A 23,633-nucleotide genomic window follows, 5' to 3' on the forward strand; every position below is an offset into this window, starting at 1 on the left:
GTGGACTACCTGTTATGTGGAGACCTGCCGTATCCGGCATGGAAGAAGCGCGTATCCGCGCAAGATCTAAGAAACAGGCGTATCCGCCGATATTTTGTCTGCCGCCTAAAGCGGTTTGAAGCACGTGACTTTAGTCATGTGAGGTTCACTTTCTGGAAACTGCTGGTGATCTTTCTGGAGAGAACCATCATTGCTATTCCGCTGATCGTATTGTTTGCAAATATGATCGGGCTGTAAATACAGGAAAATACAAGATCCCCGATTTGGCACTTTTGTGCCGAATCGGGGATTTTTTTGCGTAAAAACGCAGGTAAAGGATTCGTAGATTGACAAAACAGCCTATTTTCGCCTATTCTGAGACTGTAAAAACGCTCCGCTGGGCAACATGAGACGGTGCGGGAACAGCAGGAGGAAGGGACACGACGTGGAAGCGAAAGAGTTCGGGCGGTTTATTGCCGGAATGCGAAAAGAGAAAAAGATGACGCAGGCAGAGCTTGCGGAAAAGATTCATGTGACGGATAAAGCCGTCAGCCGGTGGGAGCGGGGACTTGGCTTTCCCGATATCCAGACGATTGAGCCGCTGGCTCAGGCACTTGGGATTTCTGTGCTGGAACTGATGCGCTCCGAACGGCAGGAGAAGGCGAAGGAAGAGGCGGCGCCGGAAATTCAGTATACTCAGAAGGAGGTGGCCGAAATGCTGCAGAACGCAGGTGACATTTCAAGGCAGCAGAAAAAACAGGACCGGAACGCAAACGTGATCGCGGGATTTCTGGTGATCGGTGTGGCAGCGGCAGCGTGGGCGGCAAAGATCGTAAACGTGGGCGGCGGCCTGATTCTAGGCGGTCTGGTGGCAGCAGCGTTTGTATCGCTGTGGTATTTCTTCCAGAACCTCGATGATGAAGAAAGCCGGAAAGTCTATGGGGCAGCATCCATTCTGTCTATCGGCATTCTGGCATCCCTGGTAAATTTCGTCTGGGGCGATCAGCTGGCAGAATTCATTCCCGGCGGTCTGGAACGAAAAGAGCAGATCTTCTGGACCCTGTGGTATCTGTTTGTTCTGGCAATGATGATGATCGGAACCATTCGATGTATCCGCCGGCAGAGACAGAAAAAAGAAAAGAAATACAAAACCGTTCTTTTCACGGCAATTATGGCGACGATCATGTTTGTAACACTGTGGCAGTATCAGAACACCATGCAGAACCGGTACAAAAACACAGGAATCTGGAGGGGCGCACAGCAGTACGCCGAGGTGCTGCTGAAAAGAAACAAAAACCTCGAAAACGACTGGCTGATCGGCGATGAGTCCTGGCGCGAAGGAAACAAAAATACTTTCGAAATTCGCCTTACCTATTACGCTGATGTCGATGACTCAAAAGAGGGACGTGAAAGCGAATATCAGTACAAGATTCATTTTGATGATGTTGACGGCTACGTCATCAAATCAGAAGGCGTACCAGAGAAAGAGATTGTTTTCCCGGAAAATAAATAAGAAGTGAGAAACGGGATTCCATTCTTGCGCCTCCCACAGAAAAAGACTATACTCATAGTATCAGCATGTACGCTCGGAATCTTTCTGCACTTGCTTTTGCGACTGGCGGTTGGAATCAGTTATGATAAAGAAACAAAAGAACATGCCTGTAAAATAGAAGTATTGTGATGATTTGCAAGCTGTGGAAAAGGGATATCGTGTGTGTGAACGGAGAAAAGCAAGTAAAAATAGTAATCTTTACTATTTTTACTTGCTTTTTCCTTGCTTTTTCCTCCATCATAGGATAATATAAAAATATACGGTTCGGAGCAGGTTCCGGGCAGGAAAAAACAAGATGGAAAGGATATGGATTTTTATGAAAATTACAGAGGATATTATCTACGCGGGAGTTAACGATCATCAGGTAGACCTGTTTGAAGGTCAGTACAAAGTGCCGAACGGCATGGCATATAATTCTTACGTAATTCTCGATGAAAAAACGGCAGTTATGGATACCGTAGATGCAAACTTTGCGGATGAATGGCTGGCAAATGTTGCGAAAGCACTGGATGGCAGAAAACCGGATTACCTGATCGTACAGCATATGGAGCCGGATCACTCTGCGAATATTGAAAACTTCGTAAAAGCATATCCGGAAGCAACCGTTGTTGCAAACACAAAAACCTTTGCCATGATGAAAAACTTTTTCCCAAAGATGGATCTCGCCGGAAGGAAACTGGAAGTAAAGGACGGTGAGTCCCTTACGCTCGGAAAACACGTTCTGACCTTCGTGTTCGCTCCGATGGTACACTGGCCGGAGGTTATGGTTACATACGACAGCACGGACAAGGTTCTGTTCGCAGCAGACGGTTTTGGAAAATTCGGTGCACTCGACCGCGAGGAACCATGGGATGACGAAGCACGCCGTTATTTTATCGGTATTGTCGGAAAATACGGTTTGCAGGTACAGAAGCTCCTGAAAGTAGCAGGTACGCTGGATATCCGGAAAATCTGTTCCCTGCACGGTCCGGTTCTGACGGAAAATCTTGGCCACTACATTGAAAAATACGATATCTGGTCTTCCTACCGCCCGGAAGAAGAAGGTGTTGTGGTTGCCTATACTTCTGTTTACGGCAATACAAAAAAAGCTGCCGAATTGCTTGCAGATAAGCTGAAAGAAAAAGGATGCCCGAAGGTCGTTGTTTACGATCTGGCAAGAGACGATATGTCTGCTGCCGTAGCGGATGCTTTCCGTTACAGTAAGCTGGTTCTCGCAACCCTGACCTACAATGCAGGCATTTACCCGTTCATGCAGGATTTCATCAACCGTCTGACAGAGCGCAGCTTCCAGAACCGCACCATCGGTCTGATCGAAAACGGAAGCTGGGCACCGACCGCAGCGAAAGTGATGAAAGGTATGTTTGAGAAGAGCAAAAATATCACCTGGACAGAGAATAATGTAAAAGTAATGTCCGCTGTGAAGGAAGAGAACGTAAAAGAGATCGAGGCACTGGCCGAGGAACTCTGCAAATAAGAAATTAAGAAGAGAAGAAAGAATATGGGAAAAATGCTCCGCTGGACTTTGCGAAAGGCAAAGACAGCGGAGTCTTTCGTTCTCCTCTTTTGGAAAGAAGATTCTGTGGAGTTCCGGAGGGAGCAGGATCGCCCTGCGGTGGGTCAAAAAAAGCCGGGGGTTGAATTTTGCGAAAGCCTGCGGCCGCCTCTTTGTAAGTGAGACTGCATCAGGTTTCTGATCTTTCGATTTTAATGTCACAATATTCTGAAAATAATAAAATACAAAATAAATTAAAAGAAAGTATTGACAAAACAGAGAAGATGAGTTAATATAAGATCAACAAAAGAAAAGAGAACAAAAATAAAAACAAGAAAGAAACATCAAGACGAAAAAGAAACATCAAAACGAAATCTAAGAAAGTAAGAGGTACAGTCCAATGGCATAGTTAATCTGAACATCAAAAAAATCTCTGAAGAGTTTACATATAGAACCTAAAGGAGATGATTCCAATGAAAGGCAGAGGCCCATAGGGAAAAAATAAAAAACAAAAAAATCCAGGAGGTACGGTCCAAAAGGAACATAACGAAATACCCCGAAATCAATGAAAGCAGCAGGTGTATAAAATGAAATTACTGGAAATTCATTAAAGCCCGGTCGAGAAAAAAATAAATCGATCGGGCTTAAACTATGTCTGCTGAAAAATCTGTTTGACTGCCCTGCGGTCTGCGCGAGCCGTGAAAGCAGAAAAGACGCTGCAGCCTCGAAAGAAACGAGAGCATACAGCGTCCTTTTTATTTAAAAGCATCGTCATATCCTCCTGAAAATAAATTGGTACAACAACGTTGTTGAAAATAAATTATATTTTGAAAAGGCATTTTTCTTTCAAGAATCAGTGTAATACTTGTACGCATGTGTTTACGAGTTGTTTTTTACAAAAACGATTCTTTTTCAGATGGCTGGTTTTGGCAAGGTAAGTATGGTAGAATAAGAAACGGAAAATGGATAGGAGGAAACGAATCTATGTATTACGTACCAGACGGAACCAAAACATGTGGTTATTATGAATGCAAGAAATGCGGCAACCGCTTTTTATCCCTTCAGACGATGGAAAAAATCCCATGCCCGGACTGCGAGGCAGAGGTGGATTATGAGATCGGACCTGGCGAATCTTTGGAGGATGTGCTGGATACCGCAGTGCTGCTGCAAAGAATTGAGGGCGAAGAGGAAGTGGAAAAGATGGATGCACTCTTAAGTCTTGCGATTACCGGCGGAGATTTTGACTGGATCTGATATACCGGAGTCTTTTTCAAACAGGCGCCGGACAGGTGGCGGATATTTGATGAAAGCAAAGTCTGGCGTTCGCTCTGAATTTTCACAGAATTTTACCGGAGTTTTTCCGCGATTTTAAAAGAAAACAAAGAAATCTCAAAGGTTCATGAGAAAAATGTTCAGAAATGACTGAAAAAATATCGGCGAAATTGTATAGAATTGACAGAACTGACGAAAAAGACCGGAAATCATCGAAAAATTTAAGGATTGACAAAAAGCGGGAATTCCGTTAGAATGTGCCTATGTTGAAAAACAGCAGAGCAATGGAACAAAATAAAGACAACGCAACGGAGCGGTTCTGAAAAAAGAATCTCTCCGTTTTTTTATTTCTTCCCTTTCTCCCAGGTTTAAATTTCTCCCGGAAAACACTCTCAGGAAACCAGAAAATGATCTGTCTGTTTTTCAAGATAAACTCCATATAAGTAATGGATTCGCGAAGGCGCGGTACGAAGGGAAAGCTTTGTGCCGCGTTTTTCCATCCAAAGGATACCTGCAAATGGCAGTAAAAAGTTCGCAACGGGGCGATCTGGAAGGAAGACTTCCAGGTCGTTTTTTGTTATCAAAGGTATCAGGGACTGCTTCTGAAAACCAGATTTGATTTTGTCAGAAACAGGACAGAAAAAATGCAGAACCGGAAAGGAGAAAGTCCGATGGAAAACACAAACGTCTTATTTGACCGAAAGCGTCTGGTCCGGCTGATCGTTCCCTTGATTGTGGAACAGGTGCTGGCCGTTACCGTCGGTATGGCAGACATGGTGATGGTATCCGGAGCCGGTGAAACGGCTGTTTCCGGAATCTCACTTGTCAATACGATCTGTGTACTGCTGATCGTGATTTTCACATCGATGGCAAGCGGCGGTTCCGTTGTCGGAGCCCAGTTCCTCGGAAGCGGGGATAAGAAAACAGCGTGTCACGCAGCCGAACAGCTCGTTATGATCTGCGGACTGATTGCACTTGTCATCTGCGGCATTTCCTTTTTCGGAAACCGCTGGATTCTCCGGGTAGTCTACGGATCGGTGGAAGAGCAGGTTATGGCCTACGCGGTGGAATACTTCTTCATTACATCGCTTTCGTTTCCGTTTCTTGGAATCTACAATGCGGGGGCGGCGCTTTTCCGGGTTATGGGAAACTCAAATATTTCAATGGTTACTTCCATCGTGATGAATGCGCTGAACATCATCGGAAATGCTGTTTTTGTTTTCGGCTTTGACATGGGAGTTGCAGGCGTGGCACTTTCCACTTTGATTTCCAGAGCCTTTGCCAGTATTGTGATTCTTGTACTGCTGCATCAGGAAAAATACGAGATCCACTGTACGAAATGGTCCCTGGCCGGATGGGACAAGGAGATGATGAAAAAGATCTTTTCCATCGGTGTTCCGCAGGCACTGGAAAACAGTATGTTCCAGATCGGAAAGCTGTTGACCCAGAGCATGATTGCCGGATTTGGAACAGCATCGATTGCAGCAAATGCCTGTGCAATGACCGTGGAACAGCTTGCTTTTATGCCGGGATCGGCGATGGGACTTGCCATGACAACCGTGGTTGGCCAGTGTGTCGGAGCGGGAGATTATAAGCAGGCGAGAAGCTATACAAAGAAGCTGATCACAGGAGCCTACGCATTCCTTTGGATTCTGAATATCCTGCTTCTGGCAGCAGCACCACTGTTCGCCGGAGCATATAACCTTTCCGATGGCGCTTACCGGATGGCAGTGATTGTGATTCGATACCACAGCATCTGCTGTATGATGATCTGGCCGCTGGCCTTTACCCTTCCGAACACGATGCGTTCTGCCGGCGATGCCAAGTTTACGATGACGGTCAGCATCCTGTCCATGTGGTTCGTTCGAATTGCACTGGCGTATCTGATCGGTGTTTCCCTCCATGTGGGACTCCTTGGTGTCTGGATTGCACAGACCCTCGACTGGGTAGTCCGTGCAGGATTTTACATTGTCCGGTATCTTGGTCATAAATGGGAAAATAAATCCGTTGTAAGGCAACAGGAAAAGGAAATTCTTGCAGAATAAAAACAGAAGAATCAACTTGTCGGCATACTGGAAATCCATCTTGAAATCGGAACATAAAAAGACAGAAGTACAACAGGAGGCGAGGCGTATGAAAGAAGAAAACTATGAGGTAGTCGTTTTTCAGGGAGACCCGGGAACCATCGATCTGACGTACGAAGAAATAGAAGCAGAGTGGAACAAAATGCTGCAGACCGTACCGCAGATTGGAAAGTTCCGTATCATCCATCAGGAGAAAAAGAGGTACACCTCGAAGATTACAGCAGTCAGATCGGGAACGCCGACGCAGCACTTGGTATCTGGGTCCACAAAGGAGTGATCAACGAAAAGCTCTTTGAAGCGCATCCGAATCTGAAATATATCGCAACGCTGGGACATGGATTTGAAGACTTCGATGTGGAAATGACAAGACGCCGGGGCGTGACCATAACGAATACGATTTACGGCGATGTCACCATTGCCCAGTATGCGATGGCACTGCTCATGAACATCTGTCATAACGTGACGGTACAGAGCGATTACACCAAAACAGGGTACTGGAAAGAAAAAGAAACGAATCCGCAGGCAAGCTACAATCAACTGTTCGTGCCGCAGATTGAGCTCTACCAGAAAACGATGGGAATCATCGGACTTGGCGCAATCGGCCTCTGGACGGCAAGAATGGCAAAGGGCTTTGGCATGAAGGTCATCGCAAACAGCCGTCACAAAAAGGCGGGGCCGCAGTATGACGGCATCGAGCAGGTCAGCATGGAAGAAATCTTCGAACGGTCGGATGTAATCTCGATCCACTGTCCACATACAAAGGAAACAGAAAATCTGCTGAACCGTGAAGCGTTTGCCAAAATGAAGGACGGTGTCATCATTATCAACACCGCGCGGGGCATCATCATCGATGAGGAGGCGCTTCTTGAGGCGCTGGAATCGAGAAAGGTTTATATGGCAGGACTCGATGTTGTCGCAAATGAGCCGCCGCAGTATCAGATTCCGCTGATGCAGTCGCCGTACACCTTTATTACTTCCCATATCGCCTGGCAGCCGAAGGCAGCAAGACTCCGCGCAGTAGATCTGGCGGTGAAAAACTTCCGGTCTTACCTGGAGGGAATGCCGACGAGTGTGATTAATTAAAAACAGCGGATTGTGAAAACAGCTGCAAAAAAACGACTGTAAAAACAACTGTAAAAACAGCAGAGCTGCGGAACAGTCCGGGCATGAAAGAAGAGGTTAGAAAATCTGTCAGAAAACAGATTTCTATATAGAAGCAGCAGAGCCGGTAAATGAATGGAAGAGAAAACCGGGAAGGCGGATAAAAAAGAAATCCGCAGCCGGAAAAATCAGAAGCTGTACAGGAGCCGGTTCGGAAAGGGAGGGAAAATCATGAAAAAGCTGGAAATTGTAATTCGTCCGGAGAGCCTTGAAAACCTGGAGCTACTCCTCGAGGAGCAGAAGGCAAACGGTATGATGATCACGAATATCCTTGGATATGGAAACCAGAAGGGATATCGTCAGATGTACCGCGGAGCGGAAATCGTGGCCAAAATGCTTCCGAAGGTTAAAGTGGAAACCGTTGTGGAGGATGACAAGGTTCCGAAAATCGTTGATTTTGTTGTAAAAAACCTGTCAACCGGAAACTACGGCGATGGAAAAATTTTCGTTTACGATGTCGAAGATGCAGTGCGGATCCGAACGGGTGAGCACGGCGAACAGGCACTTTAAAAAATCTTAAAGTTACCGTTTCAGAAGATCTGCAGACGGGAACAGGTAAGAGATGAGAATGAGGAGGAACTTATTATGGAAAACACACAGGTATTACTCAATATCGTATGGACCATGGTCGGAGCCTTTCTGGTGTATTTTATGCAGGCCGGATTTGCCATGGTGGAGACAGGATTTACAAGAGCGAAAAACTCCGGAAACATTCTGATGAAGAACATGATGGATTTCGTGCTCGGCTCTATTTTCTTCTTTATCATCGGATTTGCGCTGATGTTCGGAGGAAGCAATGCCTTTATCGGAACAGCAGGTTTCTTTCATCCGAAATCGCTGGCAGATGCAGATGGCATGTTCAACGGACTGCCGATCGGCGTATTTATGATTTTCCAGACTGTGTTCTGTGCAACATCGGCCACGATTGTATCAGGTGCTATGGCAGAGAGAACCAAATTCATCTCTTATTTGATTTACTCCGCAGCCATCAGCGTTTTCATTTATCCGATCACCGGACACTGGATCTGGGGCGGCGGCTGGTTAAGCCAGATCGGGTTCCATGATTTTGCAGGATCTACGGCAGTTCATATGGTCGGCGGTCTGTGTGCCCTTGCCGGTGCAAAAATGGTCGGACCTCGTATCGGAAAATACACAAAAGAGGGAAAACCGGTTGCTATTCCTGGTCATAACCTTCCGCTTGGAGCACTTGGCGTCTTTATCCTCTGGTTCTGCTGGTTCGGATTTAACTGTGGATCGACCACAGCAGCAACCTACAATCTTGGCGACATTGCCATGACCACAAACCTCGCAGCAGCAGCAACACTTGTTACCCTGATTGTTACCTGGGTACGTTATGGAAAACCGGATATCAGTATGACAATGAACGGCGCACTGGCCGGACTGGTAGCTATTACAGCAAGCTGTGATGTAGTGAACGACTACGAGGCACTGTTCATTGGAGCAGTTGCAGGTGTCGTTGTTGTATTTGCGGTTGAATTCTTTGATAAAGTCGTAAAAATCGATGACCCGGTTGGTGCAATCAGTGTACACGGTGTCTGTGGAGCACTCGGAACCTTATTTACCGGTATTTTCGGCGAGGGATGCAGCTTTATCACCCAGCTGATCGGTTTTGTAGCAGTTGCAGCATATACCCTGATCCTGGCTTTTATCCTGTTCTTCGTCCTGAAAAAGACCATCGGACTTCGCGTAACCGAGAAGGAAGAGATCGACGGACTGGATATGCACGAGCACGGATGCAGCGCTTATGCAAACTTCCACTTCCACAATGACAAATAAAAAGAATCGATGAAAAAGGATCAATAAAAAGGTGGTGCGGATATGAAAAAGCTGACAGTTATTGTCAAACCCGCGAACCGGGAGGATGTCATCGACATCATGGAATCGTGTGCCGTGTACGGCGTGATGGAAACGGATATCACCGGATATGGAAACCAGAAGGGTTACCGGGTGATGTACCGCGGAACCATGAGCGGACCGAATGTACTGATGAAATGCAAATTCGAGACCGTCGGTGACGATAAGACAATTGAAGTATTAAAAGGCTTCCTGGAAAAGAAGCTGTGTACCGGAAATATCGGAGACGGAAAGATTTTTGTCGAGAAAGTGGCAGATGTCATCCGGGTTCGTACCGGCCAGCGCGGCGAGGAAGCATTATAAAAACAAAAGACAGTAAAAAGGTGCAAAGAGGCAGCCAGAACAGATCGTTCGGCTGCCTCTTCTGAGCTAAAAAAGCCGGAACGGGAGGAATGCTGCATGGTAAGATACATCATAAAACGTTTATTCATCGGAGTGGTGACGATCTGGGCACTGATCACCATTACCTTTTTCCTGATTCGGATTATGCCGGGCAGCCCGTTCGAGGCAGATAATCTTTCCCAGAGCGCGATTGAACAGCTTGAATCGACCTACGGACTGGATGAACCCATGTGGAAACAGTATATCCTTTACATGGAAAATCTGATGCACGGGGATCTCGGCATTTCCTATAAAAAGAACGTTTCTGTTAATACACTGATCGCAAGAGGATTTCCGTATACGTTAAGCATCGGGCTTCTCTCTATCGCGGTATCCGCTTTCATCGGTATTCTGATGGGCATCTGGATGGCGACGAGCAAGCGGCTGGCAGTGAAAAATACCTTGCTTGGAATTGCGACGCTGGGAGTCAGTATCCCGGGATTCGTCACAGCGATCCTGCTGATGATGGTTTTCGGTGTCTGGTGGCCGGTACTCCCGATCGTCGGTCTTGGTTCTCCGGCCAACTACATTCTTCCGGTGGCAGCACAGTCATTCGGACAGATCGCTTCGATTGCCAGACTGACCAAGAGTACGTATTCCGAGGCGATTCAGATGGATTACGTAACGATGGCAAGAGCGAAGGGACTTAGCAATCTGTACATCACCGCGCGTCACGTCCTTAAAAATGCACTGATCCCGGTTGTCACCTATTTCGGACCGGCCATCGCATTTCTGATCACAGGAAGCTTTGTTGTAGAATCTATTTTTTCCATTCCCGGAATCGGACGTGAATTTACGAATGCGATCACGAACCGTGATTACACCGTAGTCCTTGGCTTCAGTGTTTTCATCGGTGTGATTATCACCGTTGCAAACCTGGCAGTGGATATCATTTGTTCGCTCATTGACCCGAGAATCAAACTGACAAACTAGGAGGTGACTGTTATGGACTGGTTTTCACCGATTGATCCATCCAAAAAGAACAGCGAGTTTATTGCCGTGGAGAGCAAAAGCTTCTGGAAAGCGGCATGGGGAAGATTTAAGAAAAATCCAATGGCAGTCCTCGGACTGGTCGTCATCCTCCTTCTGGCGGTGGTTTCCATTTTCGGGCCGATGATCAGCCCCTACGCATACGATGCACAGGACGCAGCCAATCAGTACGCAGGCTTTTCGGCACAGCACATTTTCGGAACCGACAAATTCGGCCGTGATGTATTTACAAGACTCTGCTACGGAGCCGTATCAGCCTGGCGATCGGTTTCGGAGCAGCCGTCATCAACACCGTACTCGGTGTGGTGATCGGTGGATTGTGCGGCTACATTGGTGGAAAATTTGATAACTTTGTGATGCGTATTGTGGATATCATCTACGCAATGCCATCTATGATCTACGTTATTCTGATCATGATGGTTCTCGGATCGAATGTACGAAGCATTTTGATCGGTATCTGCATTCCGGGCTGGATCGGCATGGCTCGTCAGGTAAGAGGCCAGCTGATCGCCTTAAAGGAGCAGGAGTTTTCCATGGCAGCACTCGTCATCGGAGCAAGCGATGCGCGGATTTTGTTCCGCCACCTGCTGATCAATGCCATCGGACCGATCATTGTACAGATTACTTTCCTTGTTCCGAATGCCATTTTCACCGAAGCCTTCTTAAGCTTCATCGGAATCGGCATTTCCGCTCCGATGGCAAGCTGGGGTTCCATGGCACAAGATGCCCGTCAGGTGCTTACCATGCACCCGGGACAGCTGCTTTTGCCGACCATCTGCATCTGTATCACCATTTTTTCCCTGAACTTTCTCGGTGAGGGAATCGGCGATGCCTTTAATCCAAAGAAAACCAGGGGGTGAAGCGTATGAGTTTACTCGAAATCAGCCATCTCACAACAAAATTTGAAACGCAGCAGGGAACCGTCAGCGCAGTCCGCGATGTTTCCTACCATCTGGAAGAGGGCGAGGTACTTGGTATTGTCGGCGAGTCCGGTTCCGGAAAAAGTGTCGGCATGCTGACCCTGATGGGGCTTCTGGCATCGAACGGCAGAGTGGAAGAAGGAGAGATCCTTTTCGACGGAGAAAACATTTCTCCGCCGCACACGAAGGACCGGAAAGAAAAACGGGCTTATGAAAAGAAAATGCAGCAGATCCGCGGAAACCGCATCGGCATGATTTTCCAGGATCCGATGACATTTCTGAATCCGATCCTGAAAATCGGAATTCCGATGACAGAGGGAATTCGAAAGCATCAGAATTGCTCTAAAAAAGAAGCGGAAGCGAAAGCCATTGAGCTGATGCGGCAGGTCGGAATTCCAAGTCCGGAAAAACGGCTCGATCAGTATCCATTTGAATTTTCCGGCGGCATGCGGCAGAGAATCATTATTGCGACGGCGCTGGCGTGTGATCCGAAGCTGATTATCGCAGATGAGCCGACAACCGCACTGGATGTGACCGTACAGGCACAGATTCTGGAGCTTTTGAAAAAGCTGACGAAGGAAAAAGGAACCTCCGTTATTATGATTACCCACGACCTCGGCGTTGTCGCTTCTATGTGTGACCGGATTGCCATTATGTACGCAGGACAGATCGTAGAAGAGGGAACCGTCGATGAGATTTTCTACGAACCGCATCATCCGTACACGAAAGGTCTTCTGAACAGTATCAACAATTCGGCAAAGGATAACGACGAACCGCTCGTTCCGATTCCGGGAACACCGCCGGACCTCTTAAAGCTTCCGAAGGGCTGCGCATTTATGAGCCGCTGTCCTTACACTATGAAGATCTGTGAGGTACAGGCCTCTCCGGTGACAACCTACAGCGAGACGCACTGCTGCAGATGCTGGCTGGAATGTATGGATGAAACAAAAATCACAGTTTCCGGGGAGGAGGCGGCTGCCAATGAGTGAAAATGTACTGGAAGTAAAAAACCTGTGTAAATACTTTGATGTGAACAGAGGAATGAAGGGAGCACAGAAGGTCATTGCCGTAGATGGTATTTCCTTCGAGGTAAAAAAAGGGGAAACCTTCGGACTGGTCGGAGAATCCGGCTGTGGAAAAAGTACACTTGGCCGCACGATTTTACGGATCTATGAGCCGACAAAGGGCGAAATCGTTTTCGAGGGAGAAGATATTTCCAGGCTTTCCCGGAAAAAGATGCTTCCCTACCGGCAGAAGCTGCAGATGATCTTCCAGGATCCATATGCATCCTTAAATCCCCGTTTTACCGTCGGTGAGATTATTGAGGAGCCGATGGTGATTCATCACATGTACGATGAAAAAAAGCGAAAAAAACGCGTGCAGGAGCTGCTGGAAACGGTTGGATTAAAACCGGACCACATCCGAAGATATCCGCATGAATTTTCCGGCGGCCAGAGACAGCGAATCGGAATTGCGAGAACGCTGGCACTCGAACCGGACTTTATCGTCTGCGACGAACCGATTTCGGCGCTCGACGTTTCCATCCAGGCACAGGTCATCAACCTTTTGGAGGATATTCAGAAAAAAGAGGGTATCAGCTATCTCTTTATCGCACACGATCTTGGCATGGTAAAGCATATCAGCCACCGGATCGGTGTCATGTATCTGGGACACATGGTAGAGATCGGAGAATCCAATGATGTTTACCGCCGTCCGCTTCACCCATATTCGAAGGCACTGCTTTCTGCAGAGCCGATCCCGGATCCGAAGACCGCAAGAAGCAGAAAACGAATCCTGCTGGAAGGCGAAATCCCGAGTCCGATCCATCCGCCGAAAGGATGCCCGTTCCACACGAGGTGCCCCTACGCTATGGAAGAATGCAGCCAGGCCCGCCCGGCAACGTATGATATTGAGGGCAGGAAAGTGGCTTGCTTCTTATATTCCCCGCGGTATTTGAGACAGAGGGAGGGTCTGGCAATCGAACCGCTGCTGGCCGGAGCAAAATAGAACCATTCCGGTGCGGCAGGTTCGGGAACAGAGGTTCCGGGGAGCGGAGCTGTGTTTCAAACAAGCATCAGCAGCAAAAGGAGGCGAACATTATGAGAAAATTATGGAAAGCAACAGCGACAGTGGCAGCGGCTGTTCTTCTGGCAGGATCCCTTGCCGGATGCGGAAGCAGCGGAGGAAGCAGCAGCTCTTCCGGAGGAGGCAAAAGCGGCAGTACTTCCGATATGATTGTGACAACAATGAATACCGAGGCCGGAAGCCTGGACAGTGCAGGAGAGAGCGGTTTATGGTGGTGGTCCTACGATGATGTGTGTATGGCCCCGATCATGGAAATGAAAGAGGACGGTTCCTGGGATTACATTCTGGCAGAAAGCGTTGATGTCAATGAGGATATGACACAGTACACCGTACACCTCCGCAGCGATGCAAAATGGAGTAACGGAGACGATGTGACAAGTGCCGATTTCAAAAATACCATTGTCCGCGCACTGGATCCGAACTGCAAGAGTGGTTATTCCTCAATGCTTTACCCGATTGCGGGAGCTGAGGAAATGTACAACGGAACCGGCGATGAGAGCGGTCTTGGTGTAGACACCGGCGATGACAAGACCATCGTGTTCAACTTAAAGGAGCCATGCGCTTACTTTGAACAGCTTTTTGTACTTCCGGTTTATATGCCGACGCATCGCGAGCTTCAGACCGAAACCAACGGCGACTGGGCAATGGGAAATGACATGGATGCGCTGGTAAGCTGCGGACCGTACTACCTCGCAGAGTATGTACCGAACCAATACAGCGTTTATAAGAAAAATGAAAATTACGTTCAGGCAGACCGGATTAAAACCGATACGATCAAAAAAATGGTTATGGACGATACACAGTCCATCATCAATGCGTATAAATCCGGTGAGCTGAACTTTATCTCAGCAGATTATACTGTTATGGACGAGTATAAAGACAGCGATGAGCTGATTACTTCTCCGGCCATGACAAGCTACTACGTATTGTTTAATGTAAATGAAGCACCGTTTGACGATGTCCGCGTCCGCCAGGCGTTCTCTATGGCAGTCAACCGCGATGAGGTAGCTTCCGCGTGCGGTTCCTCTTATGAGGCAAGTGATTTCTTCGTAGCAAAACATCTGAAATCCTCCGCAAGCGGCAAGGACTGGGCAGAGGAAGCAGAGGAAGATCCGATCGGCTTTGATCCGGACAAGGCAAAAGAGCTTCTGGCAGAGGCCGGTTACCCGGATGGAGAAGGCTTCCCGGCCATCACCTACAAATACCCGAGCCTCCAGCTCGACAGCGATATGGCACAGGCCCTGCAGGCACAGTGGAAAACAAACCTTGGCATCGAGGTGGAGCTTCAGGCAGAGGAGCAGCAGGTACAGGTAGCAGAGAGAAGATCCGGTGATTTCCAGCTTGCCCGCATGAGATGGACTGCAGACTTTACCGATCCGTTCACCTTCCTTTCCATGTATCGTTCCAACGACAGCTACAACGATAACAAGACCAATTGCCCGGAGTATGACGAACTGATGGCACAGTCGAATGAGGAAAGCGATCCGACCGCCAGATTTGAGCTGCTGCACCAGGCTGAGAGCGTACTGGTAAACGACTACTGCTTCGGCGTACCGGTACTGAACTCTTCCAATATTTATCTGGTAAGCACCGACATCACAAACTTTGAGATTGACCCGTCCAGAAACATGATCCGTACCAAATATCTGGTATTAGGAGACAGCTCTTCTGAGTCTTAAGCAAAAAATCGGAAAACGGGAAGGCTCCGCAGATGGCTTAGCAGCTGTTTCGAGGGGAGCCGTAAAACGGTAATTTTCCGGAAAAAAAACAATAGAAGCCGTGAAAACAGGAGGAAATGAATATGGAAGTAAATAAAATCATCAGCCACGTATTACAGAGTATGCCGCCGAGCAAACGTCAGAAAGCATTTGCGAAGGACACCTCAAAACTGATCCATATGGGATTAAACGAAAACAATTACGGAATGTCACCGAAGGCAGTGGCGGCACTGGAGGACTCTATGGCGGGAAGCCATTTTTATCCTGACTTTGCGGCAGTACTGCTGAAACAGAAGGTGGCAGAGCAGTACGGATTAAAAGCAGAAAATGTACTGACCGGCGCCGGATCGAGTGCGATGATCGATATGATCGGACTGACCTTTCTGGACGAGGGAGATGAGGTGCTGTTTTCCGCGCCGACCTACGGGGCATTTGCCGATATGGCATACTTAAACGGCGGTGTGCCGGTTTCCGTACCGGTTACCGAAGAGCAGAAATTTAATCTCCCTGCCATGAAAGAAAAAATTGGTGAAAAAACAAAAATCGTGGTGATCTGCAATCCGAATAACCCGACCGGAACGTATGTGCGATCGGGGAGCTGGAAGCATTCGCAGATACCCTTCCGGAGGACGTTCTGCTGGTGATGGATGAGGCATACATGGAGTTTGCCACCGAGCCGGACTGCTGCAGTATGGTTGATTATATGAAAGCGCATCCGGAAAAACCGATTCTGGTTCTCCGTACCTTTTCCAAATATTATGCGATGGCAGGCCTTCGTGTCGGCTATGCGCTGGGCTCCGAAGAGCTGATTGGAATCATGCGGAAATGTTCCGCTTCCTGGAACCTGAATGTCTGTGCCCAGAAAGCGGCAGTGGCAGGCCTGGCAGACCAGGAATATTATCAGGAGCAGAAAGCAAAAATCGTGGAGGGAAGAGAATATCTGGAAAAAGAGATGGCAGCGCTTGGCTGCAGGGTTTATCCGTCCCAGTCGAATTTCATCTACTTCGATACCGGAAAAGATCCTGCCTGGATTCAGGAACAGCTGATGGAAAAGGGCATCCGTATCGGCGCTTTTGAGATGAGCCGTGTGAGCGTGGGAACGATGGAGGAGTGTAAACTTTATATCAAAGCATTAAAAGAAATTCTGGAAGCGGCAGAGTGAAAAAAGGTTTTACGGTAAACGTTAAAAGATAGAATGAAAGAGAAAAAGACCGGATGAGAAGTAAAAAATCCGGTCTTTTTCTGCTGGTATGAGAACAGAAAAAGCGGATCAGCAGGTTGCATATTTCAGGTAAAAAAGGTATACTTATAAGTGATAAAAAGAGAAATATGTTAGCAGCAGCTAATAAGAAAAAAACAGAGAAAAAACATGGTTTTTGCAAATTAGTGCTTGCCATTCCATGAAAATTGGAATATTATATGTGCAAACGCCTATAGATGAAAAAACATGTATCACATCCTGAAAGGGGAAAGAAAATATGCTTTTTAAAACATACCAGAAGATCACGACGTTATTTAAAGAACATCATGGATATATGAGCTTCGCAGACCTCAGAGATCATCAGGTGACTGTACTGCAGCTGGCAGAAATGGAAGAGGAAGGAAGTCTGGAACGATTTGCACGCGGCTGGTACTGGTGCAAGGACTGTGGTTATGAAAAACCGGAAGACTATCAATATATTGAAATTGCGAAAGTAAACCCACGCGCAGTCATCTGCATGGACAGTGCTGCATGGCTTGCCGGAATGCTGAAAGAAGAGCCGGCTACGATTGCAGTTGCAACAGCACGGACAGACCGAAAAAAAATGGATCTGGAAAATTTTGAAATCAGACGTTTTTATTTCCAGAATGCCGATGTCCCGGGTGAAATCTGTGAGAAAAAGACAGAGTTTGGTTCCTACAAATATTATTCTCCGAAGAGAACCTTCTGTGACTGTCTGCGCATGAACAACAAGATGCCGGAGGAAGTAAAAGAAGAAATCCTCACCTGGTGCCGGAAACAGAAATATTCCAAAGAAGAGATTCTGGAATACGCGAACAAGCTCCGTGCGGTAAAAAATATCGAGGAAGAGTATCAGAAATAAAATTTCACAGGAATAGATAAGGGAAACTCCCGACGGAAGATCTTATACGAGAAATTCTGCCGGGAGTTTCTGCGTGTATATCGGATGGTTACGCATACACGATTTCCTCGTATGTTCCCCTGTGTTGTTCGCAAAAATCGCATAAAATGAGAAGCAAAGAGCAATACTTGACTAGCCGAACGGGAAACGCGGCGATATAATAGAGGCAACAAATTTCGGGAGGATTTTACCTATGAGTAAAGAGACGAGAGAGTATGCAAAACAGCTGGTTTCCCAGATGACGCTGGAAGAAAAAATGAGCCAGATGGTCTATCAGTCACCGGCGATCGAGCGTCTTGGCATTCCGGCATACAACTGGTGGAATGAAGCGCTGCACGGCGTGGCAAGAGCTGGTGTGGCAACGGTATTTCCGCAGGCTATTGGCCTTGCAGCAACGTTTGATAAAGAGCTGCTGCAGGAGATCGGTGATGTTGTTTCTACCGAGGGACGTGCAAAATTCAACGAGTTTTCGAGAAAAGGCGACCGCGGCATCTACAAAGGCCTGACCTTCTGGGCACCGAACGTCAACATTTTCCGTGATCCGAGATGGGGCCGTGGCCATGAGACATATGGTGAGGACCCGTATCTGACTGGTGAGCTCGGATGCGCCTACATCCGCGGATTACAGGGACCGGACCCGGATCACCCGAAGGCAGCGGCGTGTGCCAAACATTTCGCCGTCCACAGCGGCCCAGAGGCGATCCGCCATGAGTTTGACGCAAGAGTCAGCAAACATGATCTGTATGACACCTATCTGTATGCCTTCAAACGCTGTGTCAAGGATGCAAAAGTCGAGGCAGTCATGGGCGCGTATAACCGTGTCAACGGTGAACCGGCATGCGGAAGCAAGACATTGTTAAAGGACATCCTGCGCGATGAGTTCGGCTTTGAAGGCCATGTTGTCTCCGACTGCTGGGCAATCGTAGATTTCCATGAGCACCACAGAGTGACCAAAAATGTAGAGGAGTCCGCAGCGCGTGCCGTCAACAACGGCTGTGACCTGAACTGCGGCGTTGCTTTCCTGCATCTGCCGAAAGCATACGAGGCTGGCCTGGTATCCGAAGAGGCAATCACCGCGGCAGTTGAGCGCCTGATGGAAATCCGCATCCGCCTCGGTATGATGAAAGACTATCCGTCACCGTACGAAGATCTGTCCTACGATCTAGTCGAGTGCAAGGAGCATGTTGATCTGTCCGTCGAGGCAGCGAGAAGAAGTATGGTTCTGCTGAAAAATGAAAACAACATGCTGCCGCTCGATGTGAAGAAGATCCGCAGTATCGCCGTGATCGGACCGAACGCGAACTCGAGAGCAGCGCTGGTTGGAAACTATCAGGGAACATCGTCCAGATACATCACGCCGCTGGAAGGAATTCAGCAGTATGTCGGTGATGATGTGAGAGTGACATACGCAGAGGGCTGCCATCTGTATAAAAATAAAGTCGAAGGACTCGGCGAGGACAAAGACCGTTTCAAAGAGGCTGTCATTGCCGCTGAGCACGCAGACGTTGTCGTTCTGTGCCTTGGACTTGATGCAACTGTTGAGGGCGAGGAAGGCGATGCCGGAAACGAATACGCGAGCGGCGATAAGCTGGGTCTCAATCTGCCGGGCTTACAGGAGGAACTGCTTGAGACAATCACAGCGGTTGGAAAACCGGTAGTCCTCGTTCTCTCGGCAGGAAGTGCCATCGACCTGTCCTGGGCCGAGGAGCATGTACCGGCTATTCTTGACAGCTGGTATCCGGGTGCGCGCGGCGGAAAAGCCGTGGCAGAGGCGCTGTTCGGCGATTATGCACCGAACGGAAAACTGCCGGTGACTTTCTATCAGGGAACAGAAAATCTGCCGGAGTTCACCGATTACAGCATGGCAGGACGAACTTACCGCTATACTGATAAAAATATTCTGTATCCATTTGGATATGGACTGACGTATGGAACAATTTCCTACAGCGGCGCAAAAACGGAGCAGGAGACGAGCGCGGTGCTCGACGATGTGACCGTGTGCACGAAGGTGAAGAATGAGAGTGCATATCCGCTGCATGAGAGCGTAGAGGTTTATGTGAAATACAAACACGCACAGCCGGGTGAGCCAGGCTTCCAGTTAAAAGGCATCGCGTGCGTGGAACTGCAGGCAGGAGAAGAAAAAGAGGTTTCCGTGACACTGCATGCAAGAGATTTTGCTGTTATCACAGAGGACGGCGGATGTGTCGTACGGCCGGGCGAGTATGAAATCTCCATCGGTGGACAGCAGCCGGGCGAAAGAAGCCGCGCGCTGACAGGACGTGAGGCAGAGATTCTGACGGTCAGAAAAGAAGGAAATGAAGAGAACGTCGAGTATTAAGTATTAGATAGAAATTGAAAAACGAAGAGGGAGGTGGAATCGTCTGCCTCCCTCTTTTGGTGACAGAATGGACGGCTTGGTGCGATGATCGCTGGAAATCTGCCGAACCTGCTTCATTTCCAGACCGGCGGACTGTATGGTGCTGCATCTTCGTGCACCGAGGGGAAAAGTGTCGGTTGAGGGGATGCTGAACCGTGCAAAATATTTTGACCGTACAGGAAAGGTCAACGATCACACGATTTATCTGAGCGGAAACCTAGGAAAAAATGCCCTGGAATTTGCCATGTGCCTGTCGGCAAAAGCAACGGGCGGCCGTGTGTATACCATGGGTCATACTCTGGTGATCGAAGAGGCAGAGAAGATTACCGAAAAGCTGGAGCGCGCGATGGCGCAGAGCAGAGAACACAAAATCATTCTCCTTCCGGCGCTGCCGAAGGCGTGGGATCATGGAGAAGTGAAAGCCTGCGGCTGGTTGGAAATGCATCGATTGCACTTGCGTGGGAGAATGGAAAACTGACACGGTGTGCGGTTACGGCGGATCAGGCGTATGAAGGGGAAGTTGTGTATGGAGAGATGCGTCAAGCGGTAAAGCTGGAAAAAGGTGAGACAGTTATGCTGGATGCGGTATTGCAGCTGCTTGAATCATAAACATGAAGATAGAAAATGCCGGGCAGAGAAAAATCTGTCCGGCGTTTTCAGCATATGTAAAGACTATAAGGCGATGGAGGAAAAAGAAGCTTCTTCTGCCAGCAGCAGGTGATAGTAATGCTCGGAATAGCGGCAGAGATAACCAGGCATTCCCCGATAAGAACTGGTTTCTAAAAACGCGGCTGCGACGCAGGTGCGGCATATCGGTTGCAAACGGCATTGACAGCATTGGGAACTTAGGGAAATCTTCTGTGCAGCGGCGGAAACTTTTTCCCAGGCGGAAATAAATCCAAGATCAAAAACAGGGGCGGAGATTTCGGATAACATCACACAGGGGAAAAGAAAGCCCTGCCAGTTGATGAAGAAGGAGCAGTTTCCGGCAAGACAGGAGATATGACCATTGTCCCGTGGAAAAGACGGATTGTTGACGCGGTGGATGGATTCATGAACGTACTGCCGGAAAATATCGCTGGTCAGCTGCAGTTTCAGTGTCTGCAGGGCAAGCGCAGCGGCGTCTTCCGGGTTCAGGCGGACCTGAGCATCAAAAGGAAGGGAGCGTTCCCGGACGGCGGGCATCATATAGTGATCGGCATGAACGGGGACTTCAAGCTTTTCTCCGAGAACAAAGATTTTTGGAAAATCATGCGCGTTCTTTTTAGTGACGCTACAGCTGATTTTGACATCAACGTTTCGTTCGCGGAGCAGACGGATGGCGCGGACGGTCTGATCAAAGCCCTGGGGGTAATGGCAGAGACGGTTATAGGAAGCGGCATCGGCACCGTAGAGCGTGATGTTAATGCGGCGCGGCCTGTACTCAGCAAAAAAATCAGCCCAGGATTCGCCCAGCAGGGTTCCATTGGTGTTGATGGTAAGAATCATACCCATGTTTCGAAGCTCAAGATATAGTGTTTTGAAATCAGGAAAGAGAAGTGGTTCACCGCCGGTCAGAAGAAGAAAAAGTGTACCGGCTTTTTGCATCTGCTGTGCAAGCAGAATCCATTCATCAACTGTGCGGAGTTGTCCCTGACATTCCATTTCTGAATGGGACAGACGGACATAACACATGTCGCAGTTCATATTGCAGAGTGGCAGAAGTTCAAGCGCGCCGGTAATAGGAATGTGCTGCTGGCGCGCTTTCTGGAGAAAAGAACGCTCGAAGGTGGAAGCGTCGTCCATGTAGTTCATAAAGGTTCCTCCGAAAAAAGTGGTTTGATGAACCAATTATTAATAGGTATAGTAAAGGATCGAAACGAGTGGGTTCGATCCTTTTGCTGTGGTTTGAAAAATTATTATTTAGTGGAAAAATCAGGATTTGGCGGTTTCCCAAGTATTGATGTCTAATCTGGTAGTACAATGAACGTTTGTACCATTTTCGGTCCAGATGACAACGGGGGTTGCTTCATCATTGCGGGTAGACTGGTCATCTATAAAACCACTGATAAATCCACTGTCAGATTCCGCTTCATGAGTCTTGTTACAAGGATGATATCCAGAAAATTGAGCTTGAGAGCCCCAGCCTCCCCATGAGTCTTCTTTTGCGATATATTTTTTTTGCCCAGATCCATCATAATAATAAACATTATAATTATGACCGTATTGTCCAGCATCGCAGACAAATTTATAAACTTTCCCGCTATCCCCGCAGGCCGCCACATATTCATTTGCAGCAAATTCCTGAACCTCAACAACAGGTTCCATCCACTCTTTCTTCATAACGATATAACCTCCTCTAATAATGCATACCTTAAAGTATCATGCACAAAATTTAAAGCAGAATTTTGAATCGTATCTTCCGCAGCCTCATATTCCTCTAACGCCTGTGCAACGACTTCCGAAATGGTACGTGGCTGCTGAAAAGCATTCCAGAGAAATGCAGCGGTATCGTTTGGAACCATCACTGCATTCGAAATCTGACAGGCAGTCCCAACGGGAATAATCGCATATTCCCCTGCAATTTCACGCAGCAGATAATCGGAATTGACACGATATTTTTTTTCATTTATCTTTTGTAACAAATCCGACCGGGTCGGAGAAGCAATCGGTTCCATCACAAACTCCCCTCTTGCAAAATGCTGTGCCTTTTCAGGCAGAAAGTATTTCTGCAGTCAGCAAGAAAAATATGTAGAATGTTCGCAGAAATAAATTACATTTATCATTACAAAAAGATTATAGAAGAAGAACTAGGAAAAGTCAAGTAAAAACTGGAAAAAGATGGGAATGTAATCTGCTCAAAAACGAAAAACAAATCGCTGTGTGCGGACACTCCAGCGGTATCTGTGCGTGAGCCGTCCGAGACGATTTGGAAAATCTATGGCAGCGGATATGCTGGCGGCTTATTATGACAGAAGCACAGACACCGATGCACTATTTCAGAATTTAAAAATCGGCAGAAGTGAAACATATAAAAAACATCGGAATCAGTATGATGTAATAAAAATCAATATGCAGGAATTTTTAAGTGCAACAAGCGGCATTGACGAAATGCTGCGCATGCTGAACGACTATCTGATTTTTGATCTCAGAGAGCAGTACAGTCAGGTGCGCTTCCGTGATGAAAAGAATCTGGTACAGGTAATGAAAGATCTGACATACGATAACGAAAAAGAAAACGTATCCATTCCAAACCGTGAAGTATCCCAGGAGTATATCAACGCAATCAGCAGATTTCCATTCTGCAATACAACGATGAAGGCTCGCTGTGAAGAATATTTTTATCATTATTCTCGGTTCCTGCGTGTTCCGTGTGATCTGGGTGTACACGATTTTCGCGTATTTCCATACCATTACGTCACTGTATCTGCTGTATATCGTTTCGTGGACAATTACCGGTGCGGCGGAGATCCTGTATTTCCGGCATGGCTATAAAACGCTGCAGATCAGTCAAAAATAAAATTACGTATTTAATTACAAAAAAAGCCACAAAGATTGACGGAGTTTCTTTTTTTTGTTATCATAAATGCGGAAAAAGGGATCGTGATACGTGGCGGAGAGAAGGGAAGATCAAGGGGAGAAAGA

Annotated in this window: 23 protein-coding genes and 1 pseudogene; 21 read left to right on the top strand and 3 right to left on the bottom strand. The window is 47.6% G+C overall.

Annotation, left to right across the window (positions count from 1 at the left end):
- From DWZ60_RS17230 to DWZ60_RS04275, 20 genes and pseudogenes are all read left to right on the top strand, one after another.
- Positions 1 to 237, top strand: a 237-nt coding sequence (locus DWZ60_RS17230; RefSeq protein WP_158576303.1) for a hypothetical protein, incomplete at its 5' end; no start/stop codon positions are given.
- 187 nt (positions 238 to 424) lie between these two features.
- Positions 425 to 1,492 carry a helix-turn-helix domain-containing protein gene (locus DWZ60_RS04190; RefSeq protein ID WP_119221293.1) on the top strand — a complete coding sequence of 356 codons (1,068 nt, stop codon included), beginning with the start codon at positions 425 to 427 and terminating at the stop codon, positions 1,490 to 1,492.
- Between the two features lie 355 nt (positions 1,493 to 1,847).
- Entirely contained in the window at positions 1,848 to 3,005 is a 1,158-nt protein-coding gene (locus tag DWZ60_RS04195; protein ID WP_118640593.1) for an FprA family A-type flavoprotein, read from the top strand.
- A gap of 1,002 nt (positions 3,006 to 4,007) precedes the next feature.
- On the top strand, positions 4,008 to 4,277 hold the full coding sequence (locus DWZ60_RS04200) for a hypothetical protein (RefSeq protein WP_022462435.1): 270 nt from the start codon (positions 4,008 to 4,010) through the stop codon (positions 4,275 to 4,277).
- A 689-nt stretch (positions 4,278 to 4,966) separates the two neighbouring features.
- Entirely contained in the window at positions 4,967 to 6,340 is a 1,374-nt protein-coding gene (locus tag DWZ60_RS04205; protein ID WP_119221339.1) for an MATE family efflux transporter, read from the top strand.
- An 88-nt stretch (positions 6,341 to 6,428) separates the two neighbouring features.
- Positions 6,429 to 6,656 carry a hypothetical protein gene (locus DWZ60_RS17840; protein WP_243038205.1) on the top strand — a complete coding sequence of 76 codons (228 nt, stop codon included), beginning with the start codon at positions 6,429 to 6,431 and terminating at the stop codon, positions 6,654 to 6,656.
- On the top strand, positions 6,653 to 7,462 hold the full coding sequence (locus DWZ60_RS04210) for a 2-hydroxyacid dehydrogenase (protein WP_158581214.1): 810 nt from the start codon (positions 6,653 to 6,655) through the stop codon (positions 7,460 to 7,462). Before DWZ60_RS17840 ends, DWZ60_RS04210 begins: the two co-directional genes overlap by 4 nt.
- 249 nt (positions 7,463 to 7,711) lie before the next feature.
- Positions 7,712 to 8,050 carry a P-II family nitrogen regulator gene (locus DWZ60_RS04215; protein ID WP_055221847.1) on the top strand — a complete coding sequence of 113 codons (339 nt, stop codon included), beginning with the start codon at positions 7,712 to 7,714 and terminating at the stop codon, positions 8,048 to 8,050.
- Between the two features lie 75 nt (positions 8,051 to 8,125).
- The gene (locus DWZ60_RS04220; RefSeq protein WP_119221294.1) at positions 8,126 to 9,337 is read left to right on the top strand and encodes an ammonium transporter; all 1,212 of its coding nucleotides are present in this window, start codon (positions 8,126 to 8,128) and stop codon (positions 9,335 to 9,337) included.
- A gap of 42 nt (positions 9,338 to 9,379) precedes the next feature.
- Positions 9,380 to 9,718 (top strand): P-II family nitrogen regulator, encoded by a 339-nt coding sequence (locus DWZ60_RS04225; RefSeq protein WP_022462439.1) that lies wholly within the window; start codon positions 9,380 to 9,382, stop codon positions 9,716 to 9,718.
- Between the two features lie 96 nt (positions 9,719 to 9,814).
- Positions 9,815 to 10,729 (top strand): ABC transporter permease, encoded by a 915-nt coding sequence (locus DWZ60_RS04230; RefSeq protein ID WP_118601248.1) that lies wholly within the window; start codon positions 9,815 to 9,817, stop codon positions 10,727 to 10,729.
- 12 nt (positions 10,730 to 10,741) lie between these two features.
- Entirely contained in the window at positions 10,742 to 11,095 is a 354-nt protein-coding gene (locus DWZ60_RS17845; protein WP_243038206.1) for a hypothetical protein, read from the top strand.
- Between the two features lie 8 nt (positions 11,096 to 11,103).
- Positions 11,104 to 11,646, top strand: coding sequence for an ABC transporter permease (locus DWZ60_RS17850; RefSeq protein WP_243038207.1), 543 nt, complete (start codon positions 11,104 to 11,106; stop codon positions 11,644 to 11,646).
- 5 nt (positions 11,647 to 11,651) lie between these two features.
- Positions 11,652 to 12,695: an ABC transporter ATP-binding protein gene (locus tag DWZ60_RS04240; protein WP_119221295.1), complete on the top strand. Its 1,044-nt coding sequence runs from the start codon at positions 11,652 to 11,654 to the stop codon at positions 12,693 to 12,695.
- Positions 12,688 to 13,713 carry an ABC transporter ATP-binding protein gene (locus DWZ60_RS04245; RefSeq protein WP_117801253.1) on the top strand — a complete coding sequence of 342 codons (1,026 nt, stop codon included), beginning with the start codon at positions 12,688 to 12,690 and terminating at the stop codon, positions 13,711 to 13,713. The genes DWZ60_RS04240 and DWZ60_RS04245 overlap by 8 nt, the downstream gene beginning before the upstream one ends.
- A gap of 92 nt (positions 13,714 to 13,805) precedes the next feature.
- Positions 13,806 to 15,470, top strand: coding sequence for a peptide ABC transporter substrate-binding protein (locus DWZ60_RS04250; RefSeq protein ID WP_119221296.1), 1,665 nt, complete (start codon positions 13,806 to 13,808; stop codon positions 15,468 to 15,470).
- Between the two features lie 245 nt (positions 15,471 to 15,715).
- Positions 15,716 to 16,671, top strand: a pseudogene (locus DWZ60_RS17855) (pyridoxal phosphate-dependent aminotransferase).
- Positions 16,672 to 16,987: 316 nt separating this feature from the next.
- Positions 16,988 to 17,593: a type IV toxin-antitoxin system AbiEi family antitoxin domain-containing protein gene (locus DWZ60_RS04265; protein ID WP_022462444.1), complete on the top strand. Its 606-nt coding sequence runs from the start codon at positions 16,988 to 16,990 to the stop codon at positions 17,591 to 17,593.
- A 199-nt stretch (positions 17,594 to 17,792) separates the two neighbouring features.
- Positions 17,793 to 19,970, top strand: a complete 2,178-nt coding sequence (locus DWZ60_RS04270) for a glycoside hydrolase family 3 C-terminal domain-containing protein (protein WP_442857790.1) — start codon at positions 17,793 to 17,795, stop codon at positions 19,968 to 19,970.
- A 97-nt stretch (positions 19,971 to 20,067) separates the two neighbouring features.
- Positions 20,068 to 20,487, top strand: a complete 420-nt coding sequence (locus tag DWZ60_RS04275) for a glycoside hydrolase N-terminal domain-containing protein (protein WP_279220312.1) — start codon at positions 20,068 to 20,070, stop codon at positions 20,485 to 20,487.
- A 194-nt stretch (positions 20,488 to 20,681) separates the two neighbouring features.
- Here the strand turns inward: DWZ60_RS04275 and DWZ60_RS04280 are convergent, their stop codons facing one another.
- The 3 genes from DWZ60_RS04280 to DWZ60_RS04290 form a co-directional block, all read right to left on the bottom strand.
- Positions 20,682 to 21,803: a radical SAM protein gene (locus tag DWZ60_RS04280; RefSeq protein WP_119221300.1), complete on the bottom strand. Its 1,122-nt coding sequence runs from the start codon at positions 21,801 to 21,803 to the stop codon at positions 20,682 to 20,684.
- A gap of 120 nt (positions 21,804 to 21,923) precedes the next feature.
- A complete protein-coding gene (locus DWZ60_RS04285) occupies positions 21,924 to 22,331 on the bottom strand; it encodes a hypothetical protein (protein WP_118640580.1) in 408 nt (135 codons plus the stop codon).
- The gene (locus tag DWZ60_RS04290) at positions 22,328 to 22,666 is read right to left on the bottom strand and encodes a PqqD family protein (protein WP_022462364.1); all 339 of its coding nucleotides are present in this window, start codon (positions 22,664 to 22,666) and stop codon (positions 22,328 to 22,330) included. Before DWZ60_RS04290 ends, DWZ60_RS04285 begins: the two co-directional genes overlap by 4 nt.
- 205 nt (positions 22,667 to 22,871) lie before the next feature.
- On the opposite strand from DWZ60_RS04290, the gene DWZ60_RS19250 reads away from it, so the two are divergent.
- The gene (locus tag DWZ60_RS19250; RefSeq protein ID WP_330422100.1) at positions 22,872 to 23,483 is read left to right on the top strand and encodes an AAA family ATPase; all 612 of its coding nucleotides are present in this window, start codon (positions 22,872 to 22,874) and stop codon (positions 23,481 to 23,483) included.
- Positions 23,484 to 23,633: the final 150 nt, after the last annotated feature.

This window comes from Blautia sp. AF34-10 (assembly GCF_003477865.1).
GTDB classification, from domain to species: Bacteria; Bacillota; Clostridia; order Lachnospirales; family Lachnospiraceae; genus Fusicatenibacter; species Fusicatenibacter saccharivorans.